This window comes from Pseudoduganella sp. OTU4001 (assembly GCF_038440195.1).
Classification (GTDB): domain Bacteria; phylum Pseudomonadota; class Gammaproteobacteria; order Burkholderiales; family Burkholderiaceae_D; genus Rugamonas.
On sequence record NZ_JASATG010000005.1, the window covers coordinates 177,886 to 193,186 of the forward strand.

Annotated in this window: 16 protein-coding genes; 5 read left to right on the forward strand and 11 right to left on the reverse strand. The window is 62.6% G+C overall.

What is annotated here, in order from left to right; genetic code table 11:
• Nucleotides 1-7 precede the first annotated feature (7 nt).
• The 3 genes from AAHE99_RS07080 to AAHE99_RS07090 all read left to right on the forward strand — a co-directional run bounded on the left by AAHE99_RS07080 (nt 8) and on the right by AAHE99_RS07090 (nt 3,900).
• A complete protein-coding gene (locus AAHE99_RS07080) occupies nt 8-1,888 on the forward strand; it encodes a potassium transporter Kup (protein WP_342116042.1) in 1,881 nt (626 codons plus the stop codon).
• A gap of 108 nt (nt 1,889-1,996) precedes the next feature.
• A complete protein-coding gene (locus AAHE99_RS07085; RefSeq protein WP_342115857.1) occupies nt 1,997-2,449 on the forward strand; it encodes an FKBP-type peptidyl-prolyl cis-trans isomerase in 453 nt (150 codons plus the stop codon).
• 81 nt (nt 2,450-2,530) lie between these two features.
• A protein-coding gene (locus AAHE99_RS07090) for an IS3 family transposase (RefSeq protein ID WP_342115860.1) occupies nt 2,531-3,900 on the forward strand; the annotation gives its coding sequence in 2 pieces (ribosomal slippage) (nt 2,531-3,005 and nt 3,005-3,900; 1,371 coding nt in all).
• Between the two features lie 52 nt (nt 3,901-3,952).
• Here the strand turns inward: AAHE99_RS07090 and AAHE99_RS07095 are convergent.
• From AAHE99_RS07095 to AAHE99_RS07115, 5 genes are all read right to left on the reverse strand, one after another.
• Nucleotides 3,953-4,405 carry a GNAT family N-acetyltransferase gene (locus tag AAHE99_RS07095; protein WP_342115863.1) on the reverse strand — a complete coding sequence of 151 codons (453 nt, stop codon included), beginning with the start codon at nt 4,403-4,405 and terminating at the stop codon, nt 3,953-3,955.
• Nucleotides 4,406-4,442: 37 nt separating this feature from the next.
• Nucleotides 4,443-4,733, reverse strand: a complete 291-nt coding sequence (locus AAHE99_RS07100; protein ID WP_342115865.1) for a DUF4148 domain-containing protein — start codon at nt 4,731-4,733, stop codon at nt 4,443-4,445.
• A gap of 55 nt (nt 4,734-4,788) precedes the next feature.
• The gene (locus tag AAHE99_RS07105) at nt 4,789-5,217 is read right to left on the reverse strand and encodes an organic hydroperoxide resistance protein (protein ID WP_342115866.1); all 429 of its coding nucleotides are present in this window, start codon (nt 5,215-5,217) and stop codon (nt 4,789-4,791) included.
• Between the two features lie 121 nt (nt 5,218-5,338).
• The gene (locus tag AAHE99_RS07110; protein ID WP_342115868.1) at nt 5,339-5,848 is read right to left on the reverse strand and encodes a thioredoxin family protein; all 510 of its coding nucleotides are present in this window, start codon (nt 5,846-5,848) and stop codon (nt 5,339-5,341) included.
• A 2-nt stretch (nt 5,849-5,850) separates the two neighbouring features.
• Complete coding sequence (locus AAHE99_RS07115; protein WP_342115872.1) at nt 5,851-6,546, reverse strand: cytochrome c biogenesis CcdA family protein; 696 nt, start codon at nt 6,544-6,546, stop codon at nt 5,851-5,853.
• A gap of 153 nt (nt 6,547-6,699) precedes the next feature.
• On the opposite strand from AAHE99_RS07115, the gene AAHE99_RS07120 reads away from it, so the two are divergent.
• Together AAHE99_RS07120 and AAHE99_RS07125 are read left to right on the forward strand one after the other, a co-directional pair.
• Nucleotides 6,700-7,440, forward strand: coding sequence for a response regulator (locus tag AAHE99_RS07120; RefSeq protein ID WP_342115875.1), 741 nt, complete (start codon nt 6,700-6,702; stop codon nt 7,438-7,440).
• Nucleotides 7,437-8,744 (forward strand): ATP-binding protein, encoded by a 1,308-nt coding sequence (locus tag AAHE99_RS07125; protein WP_342115878.1) that lies wholly within the window; start codon nt 7,437-7,439, stop codon nt 8,742-8,744. The genes AAHE99_RS07120 and AAHE99_RS07125 overlap by 4 nt, the downstream gene beginning before the upstream one ends.
• Here the strand turns inward: AAHE99_RS07125 and AAHE99_RS07130 are convergent.
• From AAHE99_RS07130 to hemA, 6 genes are all read right to left on the reverse strand, one after another.
• The gene (locus AAHE99_RS07130; RefSeq protein WP_342115879.1) at nt 8,741-9,688 is read right to left on the reverse strand and encodes a histone deacetylase family protein; all 948 of its coding nucleotides are present in this window, start codon (nt 9,686-9,688) and stop codon (nt 8,741-8,743) included. The two genes, AAHE99_RS07125 and AAHE99_RS07130, sit on opposite strands and share 4 nt — an antisense overlap.
• A gap of 3 nt (nt 9,689-9,691) precedes the next feature.
• Complete coding sequence (gene gshA / locus AAHE99_RS07135; protein WP_342115881.1) at nt 9,692-11,284, reverse strand: glutamate--cysteine ligase; 1,593 nt, start codon at nt 11,282-11,284, stop codon at nt 9,692-9,694.
• Between the two features lie 103 nt (nt 11,285-11,387).
• On the reverse strand, nt 11,388-12,215 hold the full coding sequence (gene prmC / locus AAHE99_RS07140) for a peptide chain release factor N(5)-glutamine methyltransferase (protein WP_342115883.1): 828 nt from the start codon (nt 12,213-12,215) through the stop codon (nt 11,388-11,390).
• Nucleotides 12,212-12,685 (reverse strand): disulfide bond formation protein B, encoded by a 474-nt coding sequence (locus AAHE99_RS07145; protein WP_342115886.1) that lies wholly within the window; start codon nt 12,683-12,685, stop codon nt 12,212-12,214. The genes prmC and AAHE99_RS07145 overlap by 4 nt, the downstream gene beginning before the upstream one ends.
• A 186-nt stretch (nt 12,686-12,871) precedes the next feature.
• Nucleotides 12,872-13,948 (reverse strand): peptide chain release factor 1, encoded by a 1,077-nt coding sequence (prfA, locus tag AAHE99_RS07150; RefSeq protein ID WP_342115890.1) that lies wholly within the window; start codon nt 13,946-13,948, stop codon nt 12,872-12,874.
• A gap of 65 nt (nt 13,949-14,013) precedes the next feature.
• Complete coding sequence (gene hemA / locus AAHE99_RS07155) at nt 14,014-15,288, reverse strand: glutamyl-tRNA reductase (RefSeq protein WP_342115892.1); 1,275 nt, start codon at nt 15,286-15,288, stop codon at nt 14,014-14,016.
• Nucleotides 15,289-15,301 lie beyond the last annotated feature (13 nt).

Sequence of the window (15,301 nt, forward strand, 5' to 3'; positions counted from 1 at the left end):
GGGTGAAATTTTGTCAGAACATAAGAAAAGCAGCGTAGCGGCACTGACGCTTGCAGCCATTGGCATTGTCTATGGCGATATCGGCACCAGCCCGCTTTATACCCTCAAAACCGTCTTCGATCCCTCCCATGGCCTGGCGCTCAACCAGCCAAACCTGCTGGGCATCATCTCCCTGATCTTCTGGAGCCTGGCGCTCATTGTCTCGCTGAAGTACGTCAGCCTGGTGCTGCGCGCCGATAACCGCGGCGAGGGCGGCATCATGGCCCTGATGGCGCTGGCGCTGAATTCCGTGCACAAGGTCGCGCCGAAATGGCACTTCCCCTTGCTGCTGATCGGCACCTTCGGCGCCACCATGTTCTACGGCGACTCGGTGATCACCCCGGCCATTTCGGTGCTGGGCGCGATCGAGGGCCTGGAAGTGGCGGCTCCGGCGCTGGAAAAATACGTGGTGCCACTGACCATCATCGTGCTGGTCACCCTGTACTCGGTGCAGCGCCACGGCACGGCCGGCATCGGCCGTTTCTTCGGTCCGATCATGACCCTCTGGTTCGGAGCCCTGGCCGTCATGGGGGTGATCAATATCGTTGAGACGCCAGCCATCCTGGAAGCGCTCAATCCGTACTATGCCGTCATCTTCATGCGCGACAACGGCTTTATCGCCTTCGTCGCACTGGGCGCGGTAGTGCTGGCGATTACCGGCGCCGAGGCGCTGTACGCCGACATGGGCCACTTCGGCAAACGCCCGATCCGCCTGGCCTGGTTCTGGGTCGCCTTCCCGGCCCTGGTGCTGAACTACCTGGGGCAGGGCGCGCTGCTGATCCGCAATCCGGAAGCGATTGCCAACCCGTTCTATAACCAGCTCGGGGCCTGGAGCGTGTACCCGCTGGTGGTGCTGTCCACCGCCGCCGCCGTGATTGCCTCCCAGGCCACCATTTCCGGCACCTTCTCCATGACCAAGCAAGCGATTGCGCTGGGCATGCTGCCGCGCATGCGCGTGCAGCACACCTCGGAAAGCGAGATGGGCCAGATCTACATCCCGGTGGTGAACTGGCTGCAGCTGATCGTGGTGCTGATCGCCGTAATCGGCTTCCAGAATTCAGACGACCTGGCCGGCGCCTACGGCATCGCGGTGACCGCGACCATGTTCGCCACCACCATCCTCACCTTCTTCGTGATCCGCTACCGCTGGCACCTGCCGCTAGTGCTGTGCTTCGGTGCCACCGGCTTCTTCATCGTGATGGACATCATGCTGTTCTCGTCCTCCGCGCTGAAGCTGTTCCACGGCGGCTGGTTCCCGCTGCTGCTTGGTACCGCGCTGTTCACCACAATGCTGACCTGGCGCACCGGCCGCGAGCTGGTGTTCAAGAACCTGGAAAAGCACGCCATCCCGCTGGAAGACTTCCTGAACTCCCTGTTCATGGCGCCGCCGACCCGCGTGCCGGGCACCGCCGTCTTCCTGCGCGGCGAAAGCGACGGCGTGCCGCACGCCCTGCTGCACAACCTGTCTCACAACAAGGTGCTGCACGAACGCGTGGTGTTCTTCACCGTGCATATCGTGGAAGAACCGTATGTTCCGCCGGAGGAGCAGGTACGCGTGACCGCCCTCGGCCACGAATGCTTCCAGCTGAACATCCACTACGGCTTCAAGGACGAGCCGGACGTGCCGGCCATCATGGCGCTGTGCGAAGCCAAGGGCCTCAAATTCGAGATGATGGAAACTTCCTTCTTCATCGCCCGCCAGACCGTGATTTCGGCCCCGGGCGCCGGCATGGCGCCATGGCGCGAGCACCTGTTCGTGGCCATGTCGCGCAATGCGCGCGCCGCGGCGGACTACTATCAGATCCCACCGAACCGTGTCATCGAACTAGGTACACAAGTGGAAATTTGAAGACACAAAATTTGTAACCGATTATGTCAGTGGGGAAGAGGGGGTAGCAGTCTGATAAACTGCTGCTCCATTATCCACACCACTGACCATTTGATAGGCAAGAAAGAAATGAAGAATACGATGTTCAAAGTGATTGCTTCCCTGGCATGCGCGCTGGCGCTGGTAGCTTGCGGCGGTGGCGGCGATGACAAACCGACCACTACCACCCCGGAACAGCCTGCATTCACCAAGGTCGACACCGTAGTCGGTTCCAACAGCGTGGAAGTGAGCAACGGCGACCTGGTAACCGTGCACTACACCGGCTGGCTGTACGACGCGGCTGCCACCGACAAGAAGGGCAAGCAGTTCGAAACCTCCCGCAACGGCAACCCATTCGCCTTCACCGTGGGCCGCGGCCAGGTTATCGTGGGCTGGGACCAGGGCCTGCTGGGCATGAAAGTGGGCGGCAAGCGCACCCTGATCATCCCTGCGAACATGGCATACGGCGCGAGCGGCAACTCGGTCATTCCAGCCAACACCGCACTGGTGTTCGACGTTGAAGTGATGGCAATCAGCCGCTAATCCGGCCAGCCATGACGAGAAAAAGCGGCCCAGTGGTGAACTGAACCCCGAAAGTTGGACACCAACTTTCGGGGCTTTTCATTGGCAAAGTACACAACAGAATTCAAGCTGGAAGTTGTCCAGCGATATGAGTACGGAAATATCGGGAGCCAGACACTGGCTCATCAGTATGGCCTCAGCGATGGCCAGGTAAGGCGCTGGGTGAATTTGTATCAAATGCACGGCGAGGCCGGTTTGGTGCGAAAAACTGCCAGCTATAGCGCAGCACAGAAGTTGGCAATACTTCAGCATATGTGGGACAACGAATTGTCTTATGGCCAGACAGCAGCCGCGTTCAATATCCGTAGCCCTGGCCATTTGTCGAAATGGGAGCGCTGCTATCATAGCGGCGGTATAAATACACTACAGCCACGGCGACGTGGCGCGCCGAAGAAAATGGCCGATCCCAAGCCCACCCCACCGCAACTTCCAGTTGACGACGATGCCCGTAGCCGTGAAGATCTCCTTGCGGAAGTAAATTTCCTGCGTATGGAGAATGCGTATCTAAAAAAGTTGAAGGCCTTAGTTCAAGAGCAGCGGGAGCAACGCACGACCGCGCGCAAAAAGCGCAAGTCGTAAACGAACTAAGGCACCAATTCCCACTTGCTGGCTTGCTTGAGCTGGCTGGCCTGGCACGTAGTACTTTTTACTATCAGATAAAGGTAGCCCAGGCGGCTGACAAGCACTTGGCACTAAAGGGCCAGATCCAGTGGATCTTTGCTCGCCACAAAGGGCGCTATGGATATCGTCGAATTACGCTCGCCATTCGGAATTTAGGGCACCAGGTCAATCACAAGACGGTACAGCGCCAGATGGGCCTATTGGGGCTCAAGTCGCTGGTGCGCCCGAAGAAATACCGCTCATATAAAGGAGAGGTGGGACATGCTGCCCCCAACGTGCTGCAGCGACAATTCAACGCCGAGGCGCCCAAGCAGAAGCTGGTGACGGATGTGACTGAATTTAATGTGGCGGGCGAAAAGCTATACCTCTCGCCGGTTCTGGACCTGTTTAACGGTGAGATCATCGCCTTTGAAACGGCAAAGCGCCCCACCTTTGAGTTGGTGGGCTCTATGCTGAAGAAGGCCTTAGCCAAACTTAAATCTAGCGACAAGGCTTTGCTTCATAGCGATCAAGGCTGGCAATATCGAATGCCTGCATTCCAGCGCGCGTTACGTAGCAAGGGCGTAGAGCAAAGCATGTCGCGCAAGGGGAATTGCCTCGACAATGCTGCGATGGAAAGCTTCTTCGCGGTTCTGAAATCAGAGTTCTACCACCCCAATAAATTTAGCAGCGCCGATGAGCTGAGGGCAGGACTCAAGCGCTATATCCACTACTATAATCACGACCGCATCAAGCAGAAGTTAAAAGGGCTGAGTCCCGTGCAATACAGGATCCAGCCCTTGGTAGCCTAGCAAACTAAACCGTCCAACTTTTTGGGGTCAGTTCAGTGGGCCGCTTTTTCGTTTACCGCAGCATTTCCAGGTGCGGAATGCCGTCTTCGTCATAGGGCTCGCCGACGGCCTTGAAGCCGAAGCTGCCGTAGAACTTTTCCAGGTGCGCCTGGGCGCCGATGCGGATGCGGTGGCCCGGATGAAGCATCTCCGCGCAGCGGATGCCCTCCGCAATCAGTTGCCGCCCGGCGCCGCTGCCGCGTGCCGCTTGGGCAGTCAATACGCGTCCCAGCGACATTTCCGGATACTTGATGCCGGGCGCGATGCAGCGCAGGTAGGCCGCCAGCGTGCGCTTGCCGTTGATGCCGGACCAGCCAAGCAGGTGGTGGGCATCCTGGTCATAGCCATCCATATCCGAGTAAAAGCACTGCTGCTCGATCACGAAGACCTCCTGCCGCTGCCGCAGCAGCTCATACAAGTCCGTGTTGGGAATGCTCTTGAAGTCCAGCCACTGCCATTCAATCATTGGTCGCCTCGCGTGATGGGAGGCGACCATTTTACGCTTATTGCTCGTAGCGGATTTCGCCATTGCGGATGGCGGCGGCCAGTTCAGCCTTCACTTCGGCTCGGGTCTTGCCACTGGTGGGGCCGGCGATGTTGCGCGGGTATTCTTCGCCGTTCAGGATTTCGCCGCGGCGCAGGGCGGCGATGGTCTCAGCCTTCACTTCAGCGCGGGTCTTGGTCGATACGGTGGTGGTGTCGGCCTGGTAGCCTTCGCCGCTATTGGGCGCTGCCTGTGCGGCAGTGGAGAGGGCCAGGGCGGCGGTAGCGATGATGGTGGCAAATGCTTTCATGATATTTCTCCTTGAAGGTGGGCACGGCCGCTTTGGCCGCCGTGCCCATGTTTGCTTATACGATAGTGAGGGTGACGTCGATGTTGCCGCGGGTCGCGTTCGAGTAAGGGCAGACCAGGTGGGCAGCGTTCACCAGTTTTTCCGCGGTTTCGCGGTCCAGGCCAGGCAGGGAGATCTTCAGTTCCACTTCGATGCCGAAGCCGCCTTCAATCTGGCCGATGCCAACGGTGGCGTTGATCGAAACGTCTGCCGGCACGGCGATCTTGTCGCGGCCGCCAACGAATTTCATCGCGCCGATGAAGCAGGCCGAGTAGCCGGCTGCGAACAGCTGTTCCGGGTTGGTGCCGAAGGCGCCGTTGCCGCCCAGTTCTTTCGGGGTGGTCAGTTTGACGTCCAGGGCGCCGTCGCTGGAGACGGATTTGCCTTCGCGGCCGCCGGTGGAAGTAGCGTTTGCGCGGTACAGAACGTTGGAGATCTTAGCCATGATGGTTTTCCTTTGTAGTGAGCGATTAACTAGTGTGCTATTGATTTACAGCTTCCCGGGCGAATTGTGCTGCCCATGTGCACACTATAGATAGTGTGCGATTCAATTGCAAGCTATTTTTCTAGAATTTTTCGCTCAACAGTTGCTGGATCTTGGCTTCCGTCTGTTCGTACCGGCCTTCACCGAAGTGGGTGTACACCACTTGGCCATTTTTGTTGACAAGATAGAAAGCCGGCCAATAGCGGTTGTCGTACGCTTTCCAGGTCTCGTAGCGGTTGTCCTGGGCCACTGGATAGCGGATGTCGAAGCGCTTGATGGCGGCGCGCACATTCTCCGTCTTGCGCTCGAAGCCGAATTCCGGGGTGTGCACGCCCACCACCACCAGCCCCTTGTCCTTGTACTTGTCGTACCACTTCACGACATGCGGCAGGGTGTTGATGCAGTTGATGCAGTCATAGGTCCAGAAATCGACCAGCACAACCTTGCCGCGCAGCTGCTTCATAGTCAGCGGTTCGCTGTTCAGCCATTGGTTGATGCCGGTGAACTCGGGGGCGGTGGCCGGCGCGGCCGAAACCGCGCTGGCGCCGGCGAGCATCGCCGCGGCAGTGAGGAATTTGAGGTAATGGGGCATGGTTACAGTCCTTTCAGGGTTGGCAGGTGTTGGGCGGCCCAGGCGTAAGCCAGGGTGTCGTATTGCAGGTAGATCGCGGCGGCGGTGACCAGCACCAGCACGCCAAAGACTTGTTGCAGGCGCTGGGCATGGCGCGCCACGGAGCGCACACGCTGGGTGGCGTACTGGCCGCCATAGATAATTCCCAGCATGGGCACGGCCGCGCCCAGGGCATATAGCGTCAGCAGCAGGGCGGACCAGGCCGGATCCTGTGCCTTCACGACCAGCACCAGGATCGAAGCGAGTACCGGGCCGGCGCACGGGGTCCATACGGCGCCCAGGGAGACGCCAAGCAGGAAGGCGCTGCCGTTGCCATCATCGGAGGTGGCGGGCGCTGCGCTGCGGCCCGGCAGGCGCGCCATCAGCCATTCGTATGGCGCAGGCCAGACGCGGAACAGGCCGGACAGCGCAAGCAGGGCCAGCGCGGTATTGCGCAAGACTTCCTGCGCCACCTCGATGACCGCCGATACGGCGCCCAGCAGCATGGCGAAGCTGGCAAAGCTCAGTACAAAGCCGGCCACGATCAGCAACGGGCGGCGGTGGTTGCGCTGGTTGACGCCGGAGCCCAGCAGGATGGGCAGCATCGGCAGCACGCAGGGCGAGGCGATGGTCAGCAGGCCTGCCAGGAAGGCCAGCGGTGTGTCGAGCGGGTTGATCATGGTGGGCTCCGTGTTCTGGTATGACGCTATTGGACCAATTCCAGGTATCTGGCATATGTCACGCGAGGGGGCCGAGTGCAATGTTTTGTGTATTGCCCAAGCCTGTACACACTGGGATACAAATCTGGTACCGGCATTGGTTATCATGGGCTCATGGAAAACACTGACCACATCCTTATCGTCGACGATGACCGCGATATCCGCGAGCTGATCGGAGCCTATTTGCAGAAGAATGGCCTGCGCGCCTCGCTGGCCGCGAATGGCCGCCAGATGCGCAGCATCGTCGAAGACGACACGCCCGACCTGATCGTGCTGGACCTGATGCTGCCCGGCGAAGATGGCCTGGCCCTGTGCCGCGACCTGCGCGCCGGCAAGCACAAGGCGATCCCGGTGCTGATGCTCACCGCCCGCAACGACGAAACGGACCGCATCATCGGCCTGGAAATGGGTGCCGACGACTACCTGCCCAAGCCCTTCGCCGTGCGCGAGCTGCTGGCGCGTATCAACGCAGTGCTGCGCCGCACGCGCATGCTGCCGCCGAATATGCAGGTCAATGAGAGTGTGCCGATGCTGGCCTTTGGCGACTGGCGCCTGGACACCGTGGCGCGCCACCTGCTGGACGCCGACGGCACGCAGGTTGCGCTGAGCGGCGCGGAATACCGCCTGCTGCGCGTCTTCCTCGACCATCCGCAGCGCGTGCTGACGCGCGACCAGCTGCTGAACCTGACGCAAGGCCGCAATGCCGACCAGTTCGACCGTTCGATCGACCTGCTGGTCAGCCGGGTGCGCCAGCGCCTGCGCGACACGGCACGTGAGCCGCGCTATATCAAGACCTTGCGCAGCGAGGGCTATGTCTTCTCTGCAGCGGTGACGCTGGCAGCGGGCGAGCCATGATGCGCCTGCGTTGGCCGCGCAGCCTGTTTGCGCGTTTGGCGCTGTTGCTCTGCTTGGGCGTGGCGGTGGCGCAGGGGCTGTCGTTCTGGCTCACCATGCGTGAGCGGAATGAGGCGACCAATAACCTGATGATGGGTTATATCGAGCGCGAGGTTGCCACCTCGGTAGCCTTGCTCGACGCCTTGCCTGCGGCGCAGCGCGCGGAGTGGCTGCCGCGCCTGGCGCGCCGCAGCTATGAGTTCAGGCTCGAGGCGTGCGATGAGTCGCTGCCGCATCTGGACAAGCTGCAGGCCAATGCCGTGCGTTCGTTCGAAGAGGGTGTGGGCAAACAGTACAAGCTGACCGTGCACCAGATTCGCGGCGCGACGGAGCGCTACCAGGTGCACCTGGAACTGAGTGATGGCATGCCGCTGACGATCGACTTCCGGCCGATGCGCAGCGTGCCGATGTCGCCCTGGTTTGGCGCGCTGATGGCGGCGCAGCTGGCGGTCTTTGCCTTGTGCTGCTGGCTGGCGGTGCGCTTGGCGACGCGGCCTTTGCAGCAGCTGGCGCTGGCGGCCGATGCGCTGGGGCCGGATATGCAGGGCGCCCACCTGCCCGAGAACGGGCCTTCCGAGGTGGCGCGTGCTGCGCGCGCCTTCAACGCCATGCAGCAGCGCATTGCCGGCTATATGGCGGAACGCATACAGATCCTCGCTTCGATCTCCCACGATTTGCAGACGCCGATTACCCGCATGCGTTTGCGCGTCGATATGATGGATGATGAGGATCAGCAGGCCAAGCTGCGCCAGGACCTGATCTCCATGGAGCAGCTGGTGAAGGAAGGCGTGGCCTATGCGCGCACGCTGCACGGCACCAGCGAGGCGCCGACACGCATCGACCCTGATGCGCTGTTGGACAGCATGGTGCACGACTACACAGACGCCGGCCAGCAGGTCACTTTGCATGGCGCAGTTGGCCATGCGATGGAGCTGCGCCCGCAGGCCCTGCGCCGCGTGCTGGGCAACCTGATCGACAATGCGCTCAAGTTCGGTGGCAGTGCGGAGGTGCACGTGGCGCCGGCGGAGCGTCCCGGCACTGGCGTCGTGATCAGCGTGCTGGATCGCGGACCTGGCATCCCCCAGGAATCGCTGCAAGCCGTGTTCGAGCCTTTCGTGCGGCTGGAGTCCTCACGCAGCCGCGAGACCGGCGGCACCGGGCTGGGCCTGGCGATTGCGCGCCAGCTGGCGACCGCGATGGGCGGCTCGTTGACGCTGCACCAGCGCGAGGGCGGTGGCCTGGAAGCGCGCTTGACGCTGCCCTAGTCCACTGCGCAGTCGAAGCCTTCCAGCACATTGACGATCAGCGGGCCACCGCTTTCGAACATGAAAGCAGTCGGCAGTCCAAGCCACGACAACCGCTCGCCAGCGCGCAGGAAGTCGCCGGCCTGCAGGCCGAAGCCATCGCCCATCACCACCACCAGCGCCTCGGCGCGGAACATGTTCACACGCAGGCAAGCAGTTTCCAGTGCCGCGAACCAATCGGCCGCCGTGGCGTCTGGCGCCAGGGGCAGGTTGACGTTGTAGCCCACGCCGGCGCCGCCGCCGGTTTCGTCGGCATGGCCGGAGAACCACGGGAAGGCATGGCGCGGATCGGCGTGGATCGACACGCACAGCACGTCCGGGCGCTCATAGAAGATGCCCTGGGTGCCATTGCCATGGTGGTAGTCCAGATCGAGGATGGCGACGCGCGACAGGCCGTCGTCCAGCAAATGCTGCGCCGCCAGCGCAGCGTTATTCAGGTAGCAGCCGCCCCCGCAGAAATCCGCGCCGGCCATATGGCCGCCCGGCTGCGTCAGCGCAAAGCTGGCGCGCTCGCCGACTCGCAGCGCATGCGCCGCATTGACGGCGCAATCGGCGCCCGTTTTTGCGGCGGTCCAGGTGCTGGCGGTGATAGGCGTGACAGCATCCATCGAATACAGGCCGAGGCGTGCTGCAAAGCTGGCCGGTTCGATGTCGGTACGGAAGCTGCGGATTGGCCATTGCGTTGCCGCGGCAGGGCGCGCCGCATTGCCCGGCGCAGCGGCGACCCACTCGGCCCAGGCCGTACGCAGGAAATTCAGGTAGCGCGGCGCGTGGGTACGCTCCAGCGCCATCAGCGGCACGCCATGCGGCGTGACGATCTGTCCCAGGCCGCGCCGCCCAAGCTCGGACAGCACCGGCTGCACCCGGGATGCATCGCTATGCTGTTCGTTATAGAAAGTGAGCAAGGGTCAGGTGCAGTGGTTCGGGCACAGGTTGCTGGCGCGGTAGGCTGCGACGTAATCGTCGAAGCTGCCGGTCTGGGTGCGTTCCAGCTCTTCCTGCTCCGCGATCGACACGCGCGCCATCTCGGTAAAGCGCGCCACATCCTCCGCGCTTGGCGGATGGCTGCGGAAATAGGCCGCGTGTTTTTCGCTCTGGTGCAGGCCGAAGGCCGTGAACGATTTGCCGTTGTTGCGCAATGCCTGCAGCACGCGGGCCGAAGGAGTGGTCTCCGGATCGTGCAGCTTGGCCGCCTGCGCTTCCAGCGCCGCCATGTGTTCGCGGCCGCCATGTTCGCGGTCCAGCAGCTCCGCTACCGGCTTGAAGCGCTCAAGCAGGTCCAGGCCCCACTGCTTCAGCGTGACTTCCTCGCCATCGCGGTTCAGGGTTAGGCCCGGACGGCGGCCTTCCTTCACGGTGCGGGCGAAATTACGCGCCAGCAGTTCGCCATGTTCCGGCGTGATCAGCGGGCTTTCTTCCAGTGCGCTGAACAGCAGGAACACATCGAGGAAGCGGCCGGTCTGCACATTGATGCCGACCGGTTCGAACGGGTCCACATCCATGCAGCGTACTTCGATGTACTGCACGCCGCGGTTGCACAGCGCCTGGATCGGACGCTCGCCGGTGTTGATCACGCGCTTCGGACGGATGGTCGAGTAATACTCGTTCTCGATCTGGATCACGTTGGTGGACAGCTGCACCCACTCGCCATTCACCTTGGTGCCGATCTTCGCATACGGCTCGTAGGCCTGGTTGACCGCCTTGGTCAGCGTGGCCACATAGGAATCCAGGCTGTTCTCGTGCGGGTGCAGGCCGGATTGCGCCTCGTTCTGGTAACCCAGGTCGCTCATGCGCAGGCTGGTCGCATACGGCAGGTAGAGCGTATCGCCCGACAGCTTTTCCAGCTTGTGCGGGCGGCCGCGCAGGAAGCCCTCCGCCAGCGCCGGCGAGGCGCCGAACAGGTACATCAGCAGCCAGCTGTAGCGGCGGAAGTTGCGGATGGTGGCCAGGTAGGCTTCCGACTGGTAGGCCTTGGGCGTGATGTGGGTTGCGCCCTCGTTCTCGGCCAGGATACGCCACAGGCGCTCGTCCAGCGAGTAGTTGTAGTGGATGCCCGCGATGCACTGCATCGCCTTGCCATAGCGCAGGGCCAGGCCGCGGCGGTACACGTGCTTCAGCATGCCCAGGTTGGACTTGCCGTACCAGGCGATCTCGATGTCCTTTTCGGCCGGCAGCTCGCAGGGCATGGACTGGCTCCAGATCAGTTCATTGCCAAGCTTGGTGTAGCTGAAACGGTGGATCGCATCCAGCTTCTCCAGCGTGACGGCGATATCGTGTTCGGCCGGGGTGATGAACTCCAGCAGGGTCTCCGCATAATCGGTGGTGATGTGCGGGTGGGTCAGGGCGGAGCCCAGGGGCAGCGGATGCGGCGTATGCGCCAGGTGGCCATCGGGCTGCACGCGCAGGGTCTCTCGCTCGATGCCGCGCAGGCCGCCGCCCAGCACCGCACGGTGCTTATCGTCGGCCAGCAAGGCCAGGCGGCGCGTCAATAGATTGGACAATTTGCTCTTCCTTTCCGCTGCAGCAAATCAAGATTGGTGCGAGATTAACCGAAAACCGAAAAGCGCGTGCGAAGGCCCCCAAAACCGGGCTGGAAGCCGCATTTTACCGTGCCCTGCCGCCGCTAACCCGTTCGATGCCAGGCAGATCCTGCCAGCTTTGTACATCAGTGTAACCCGCTGATGACAGCAGCCCGCGGACGGCTGCCGCCTGGTCGTAGCCATGCTCCATCAGCAACCAGCTGCCGGGCGCCAAACGGCCCGGCGCGCCGGCGATGATGGTGCGCAGGGCGTTCAGGCCATCGGCAAAGTCGGTCAGTGCGCCGCTTGGCTCGAAGCGCAGGTCACCCTCGGACAGATGGCGGTCGCCGTCCGCGATATAGGGCGGGTTGGAAACGATCAGGTCGAATTGCTCGCCCGCTACGGCGCCATACCAGTCGCTGTGCAGGAAGCGCACGCGCGCGCCGTTGCGCAGGGCGTTGCGGCTGGCCACGGCCAGGGCCTCCTGGCTGACGTCGAGGGCGGTCACTTCCGCATCGGGGCGGCTGTGGGCGATGGCGACGGCAATGGCTCCGCTGCCGGTGCCCATGTCCAGCACCTTTCCGCGCGGCGGCAGGCGTTCCAGCGCCAGTTCCACCAGCAGTTCGGTATCGGGGCGCGGGATCAGCACCGCCGGGGTGGTTTCGAACTCGAGGCCAAAGAATTCGCGCTGGCCGACGATATAAGCCACCGGCTCGCCATCTGCGCGGCGTTGCAGCAGGGCCGCGACACGCGCCGCTTCGTCCGCCTCCAGCGCCCGCTCCGATTGCGTAATCAGGGCCGTACGGCTGATGCCCAGCGCGTGGCACACCAGGATGCGCTGGTCGACCGGATCCATCAAGGGCGCACGTTGCAGCGCCCCCAGCGTGGTGCCGGCCGCGATCACGATGCTCATGCGCGCTTACGCAGCACCACCCAGGCGGTACCGATGGCCAGGATAGTGAACCAGATGAAGGACCAGACCGGAATTTGCAGCCCCATGAATTTTTCCGTCGCATCCTGGCACAGGCCTTCAGCGTAGAACAGCCAAGGCAGGTATTCGGATGTAGGGATTTTATTCAGGGCGGTTTCCATCGGATCGATGCCGCAGGACAGGCCAGGATGCGCCAGCACCCACAGCTGCTTGCCCGCCACGCCAAGGCCGCCCAATGCCGCCAGCAAGCCCACACCCGCCGCCGCCTTCGGCTTGGAGCTGAAAGCGCCCACCAACGCCGCGATACCCAAGGCGATGAACAAATAGCGCTGGATCACGCACAGCGGACAAGGCATCAGGAACAGCACATGCTGCAGATACATCGCGGCACCGATCATGCCAAAGCTCACCAAGGCGATTGCCAGCAAAACGTTACGGTTGCTCATCGTCATAAACTTAACAGTTAGAAATTCGGCCAATTCTCGCACAAAGCCCCCGCGCGATCCTTAATCTGGCATTACAGCCCAGCCCGTGTCCACCTTGGGGTCAGGCTCTTTAGTGGACACGGGCTCAGCTTTCGCACGCATGTGCTCGTGTCTACCAAAGAGCCTGACCCCAAGGTGGACACGGGCTCGGCCTTAGTCGCCGAGGGCGGCGAGCTGCTCGGCTTGGTGTTCGGTGGTCAGGGCGGTGGTCAGTTCGTTCAGGTCGCCGTCCATGATCATGTCCAGCTTGTACAGTGTCAGGTTGATGCGGTGGTCGGTCATGCGGCCCTGCGGGAAGTTGTAGGTCCGGATGCGCTCGCTGCGGTCGCCGGAACCAATCAGGCTCTTGCGGGTGGCCGCTTCCTTCGATTGCTGTTCGCGCAGCTGCACGTCCTTGATGCGCGCGGCCAGCACCTTCATGGCCGAGGCCTTGTTCTTGTGCTGGGAACGGTCGTCCTGGCATTCCACCACGATGCCGGACGGCAGGTGGGTGATGCGCACCGCCGAATCGGTCTTGTTGATGTGCTGGCCACCGGCGCCCGAGGCGCGGAAGGTGTCAATGCGCAGGTCGGCCGGGTTGATGTGCACGTCCTCCACCTCGTCCGCTTCCGGCATCACCGCTACCGTGCAGGCGGAGGTGTGGATGCGGCCTTGGGTTTCGGTGGCCGGCACGCGCTGCACGCGGTGGCCGCCGGATTCGAATTTAAGCTTGGAGTAGGCGCCATTGCCGATAATGCGGGCAATCACCTCGCGGTAGCCGCCCAGGTCACTTTCCGAAGCCGATACGATTTCCACCTGCCAGCGCGAGCGTTCGGCAAAGCGGGTGTACATGCGCAGCAGGTCACCCGCGAACAGGGCCGATTCGTCGCCGCCGGTACCGGCTCGGATTTCCAGGAAGATGTTGCGTTCGTCGTTTTCATCCTTCGGCAGAAGCATCTTCTGCAGGTCCAGCTCGAGACCGCCCAGGCGCGCCTTGCCCGCTTCGATTTCTTCCTGCGCGAACTCCTTCATATCCGGGTCGGACAGCATGGCTTGCGCGTCGTCGATATCGCCCAGCACCTGCAGGTAATCCTTGTACAGCGCCACCAACGGCTGCAGCTCGCTGTGCTCGCGCGTCATCTTGCGGTAGCTGTCCATATTCGACGTCGCGCCTTCGGACATCAGCAGTTCGTCCAGTTCGACCAGGCGGTTTGCCAGTTGGTCCAGCTTGGCCAGCATTGAAGGTTTCATAGAATCCTGTTTTCGATGAGGGTGCAGCCGCGCAAATGGCGGCACGAAGAAGGCAGGGGAGGCCGCTAACGGCGGCCGCGGAACAATTGTGGCAGCAGCTCGGCCAGCTGGGCGCGCTCGTCGCCCTGGGCGCGGTGCAGCGCTTGCTGCGGGCCGTGCATGAACTTGGCGGTCAGGCCGCGCGACAGCGCTTCCAGCACCGCATCCACCGATTCGCCTTTGGCGAGCAGCTTGCGTGCCCGTTCCAATTCCAGCAGGCGGATGGTCTCGCTGTTTTCCTGCAGGCCCTGGATCACCGGCACCACGGCGCGGTCGTCGATCCAGTGCATGAACGATTGCACGCGGGTCTCAATAATCGCTTCGGCCTGGGCCACGGCGGCCTGGCGGTTTTCCATGCCGGTTTGCACCACCTTGCCCAGGTCATCCACCGTGTACAGGAAGACGTCGTTCAGGCGGCCGACTTCGGCCTCGATATCGCGCGGCACGGCCAGGTCGACCATGAACATCGGCTTGTGGCGGCGCGCCTTGATCGCGCGCTCCACCATGCCCAGCCCGATCAGCGGCAGCGAGGAGGCGGTGCAGGAAATGACGATATCGTATTGCTGCAGCTGGTTGCCCAGGTCGGCCAGGCGCATGGCCTTGCCGTTGAAGCGGTGCGCCAGCGCTTCGCCGCGTTCCATGGTGCGGTTGGCCACGGTGATCGACTTCGGGTTCTGCGCCGCAAAGTGGGTGGCGCACAGCTCGATCATCTCGCCAGCGCCGATGAACAGCACGTTCTGCTCGGAGACCTTGTCGAAGATGCGCTGCGACAGGCGCACGGCGGCCGCCGCCATCGATACGCTGTGGGCGCCGATTTCGGTGGTGCTGCGCACTTCCTTGGCGACCGAGAAGCTGCGCTGGAACAGCTGGTGCAGGTAGGTGCCCAGGCCGCCCGCTTCGTCGGCGGTGCGGATGGCGTCCTTGATCTGGCCCAGGATCTGGGTCTCGCCCAGCACCATCGAATCCAGGCCGGAGGCCACGCGGAAGGTATGGCGCACGGCATCGTGCTGCGGCAGCATGTACAGGTGCGGGCGCAGCTCGGAATAGTTCAGCTTGTGGAAGTCGGCCAGGAACTGCGCGCCGGCGTCGAGCGGGTGGGCGGCATTGCTGGCCGCATACAGCTCGGTTCGGTTGCAGGTGGACAGGATGGCCGCCTCGTCGCCGCCTTGCGAATCGGCGCGCGCGAACCAGTTGCGCGCTGCCGCCACCGCCGTGCCCAGCTGCTCAGGCGCGAACGCCAGCCGTTCGCGCAAGGCGACCGGTGCAGTGGTGTGATTGAGTCCGACGGCGAGGAGTTGCATGCCGCCATTATAC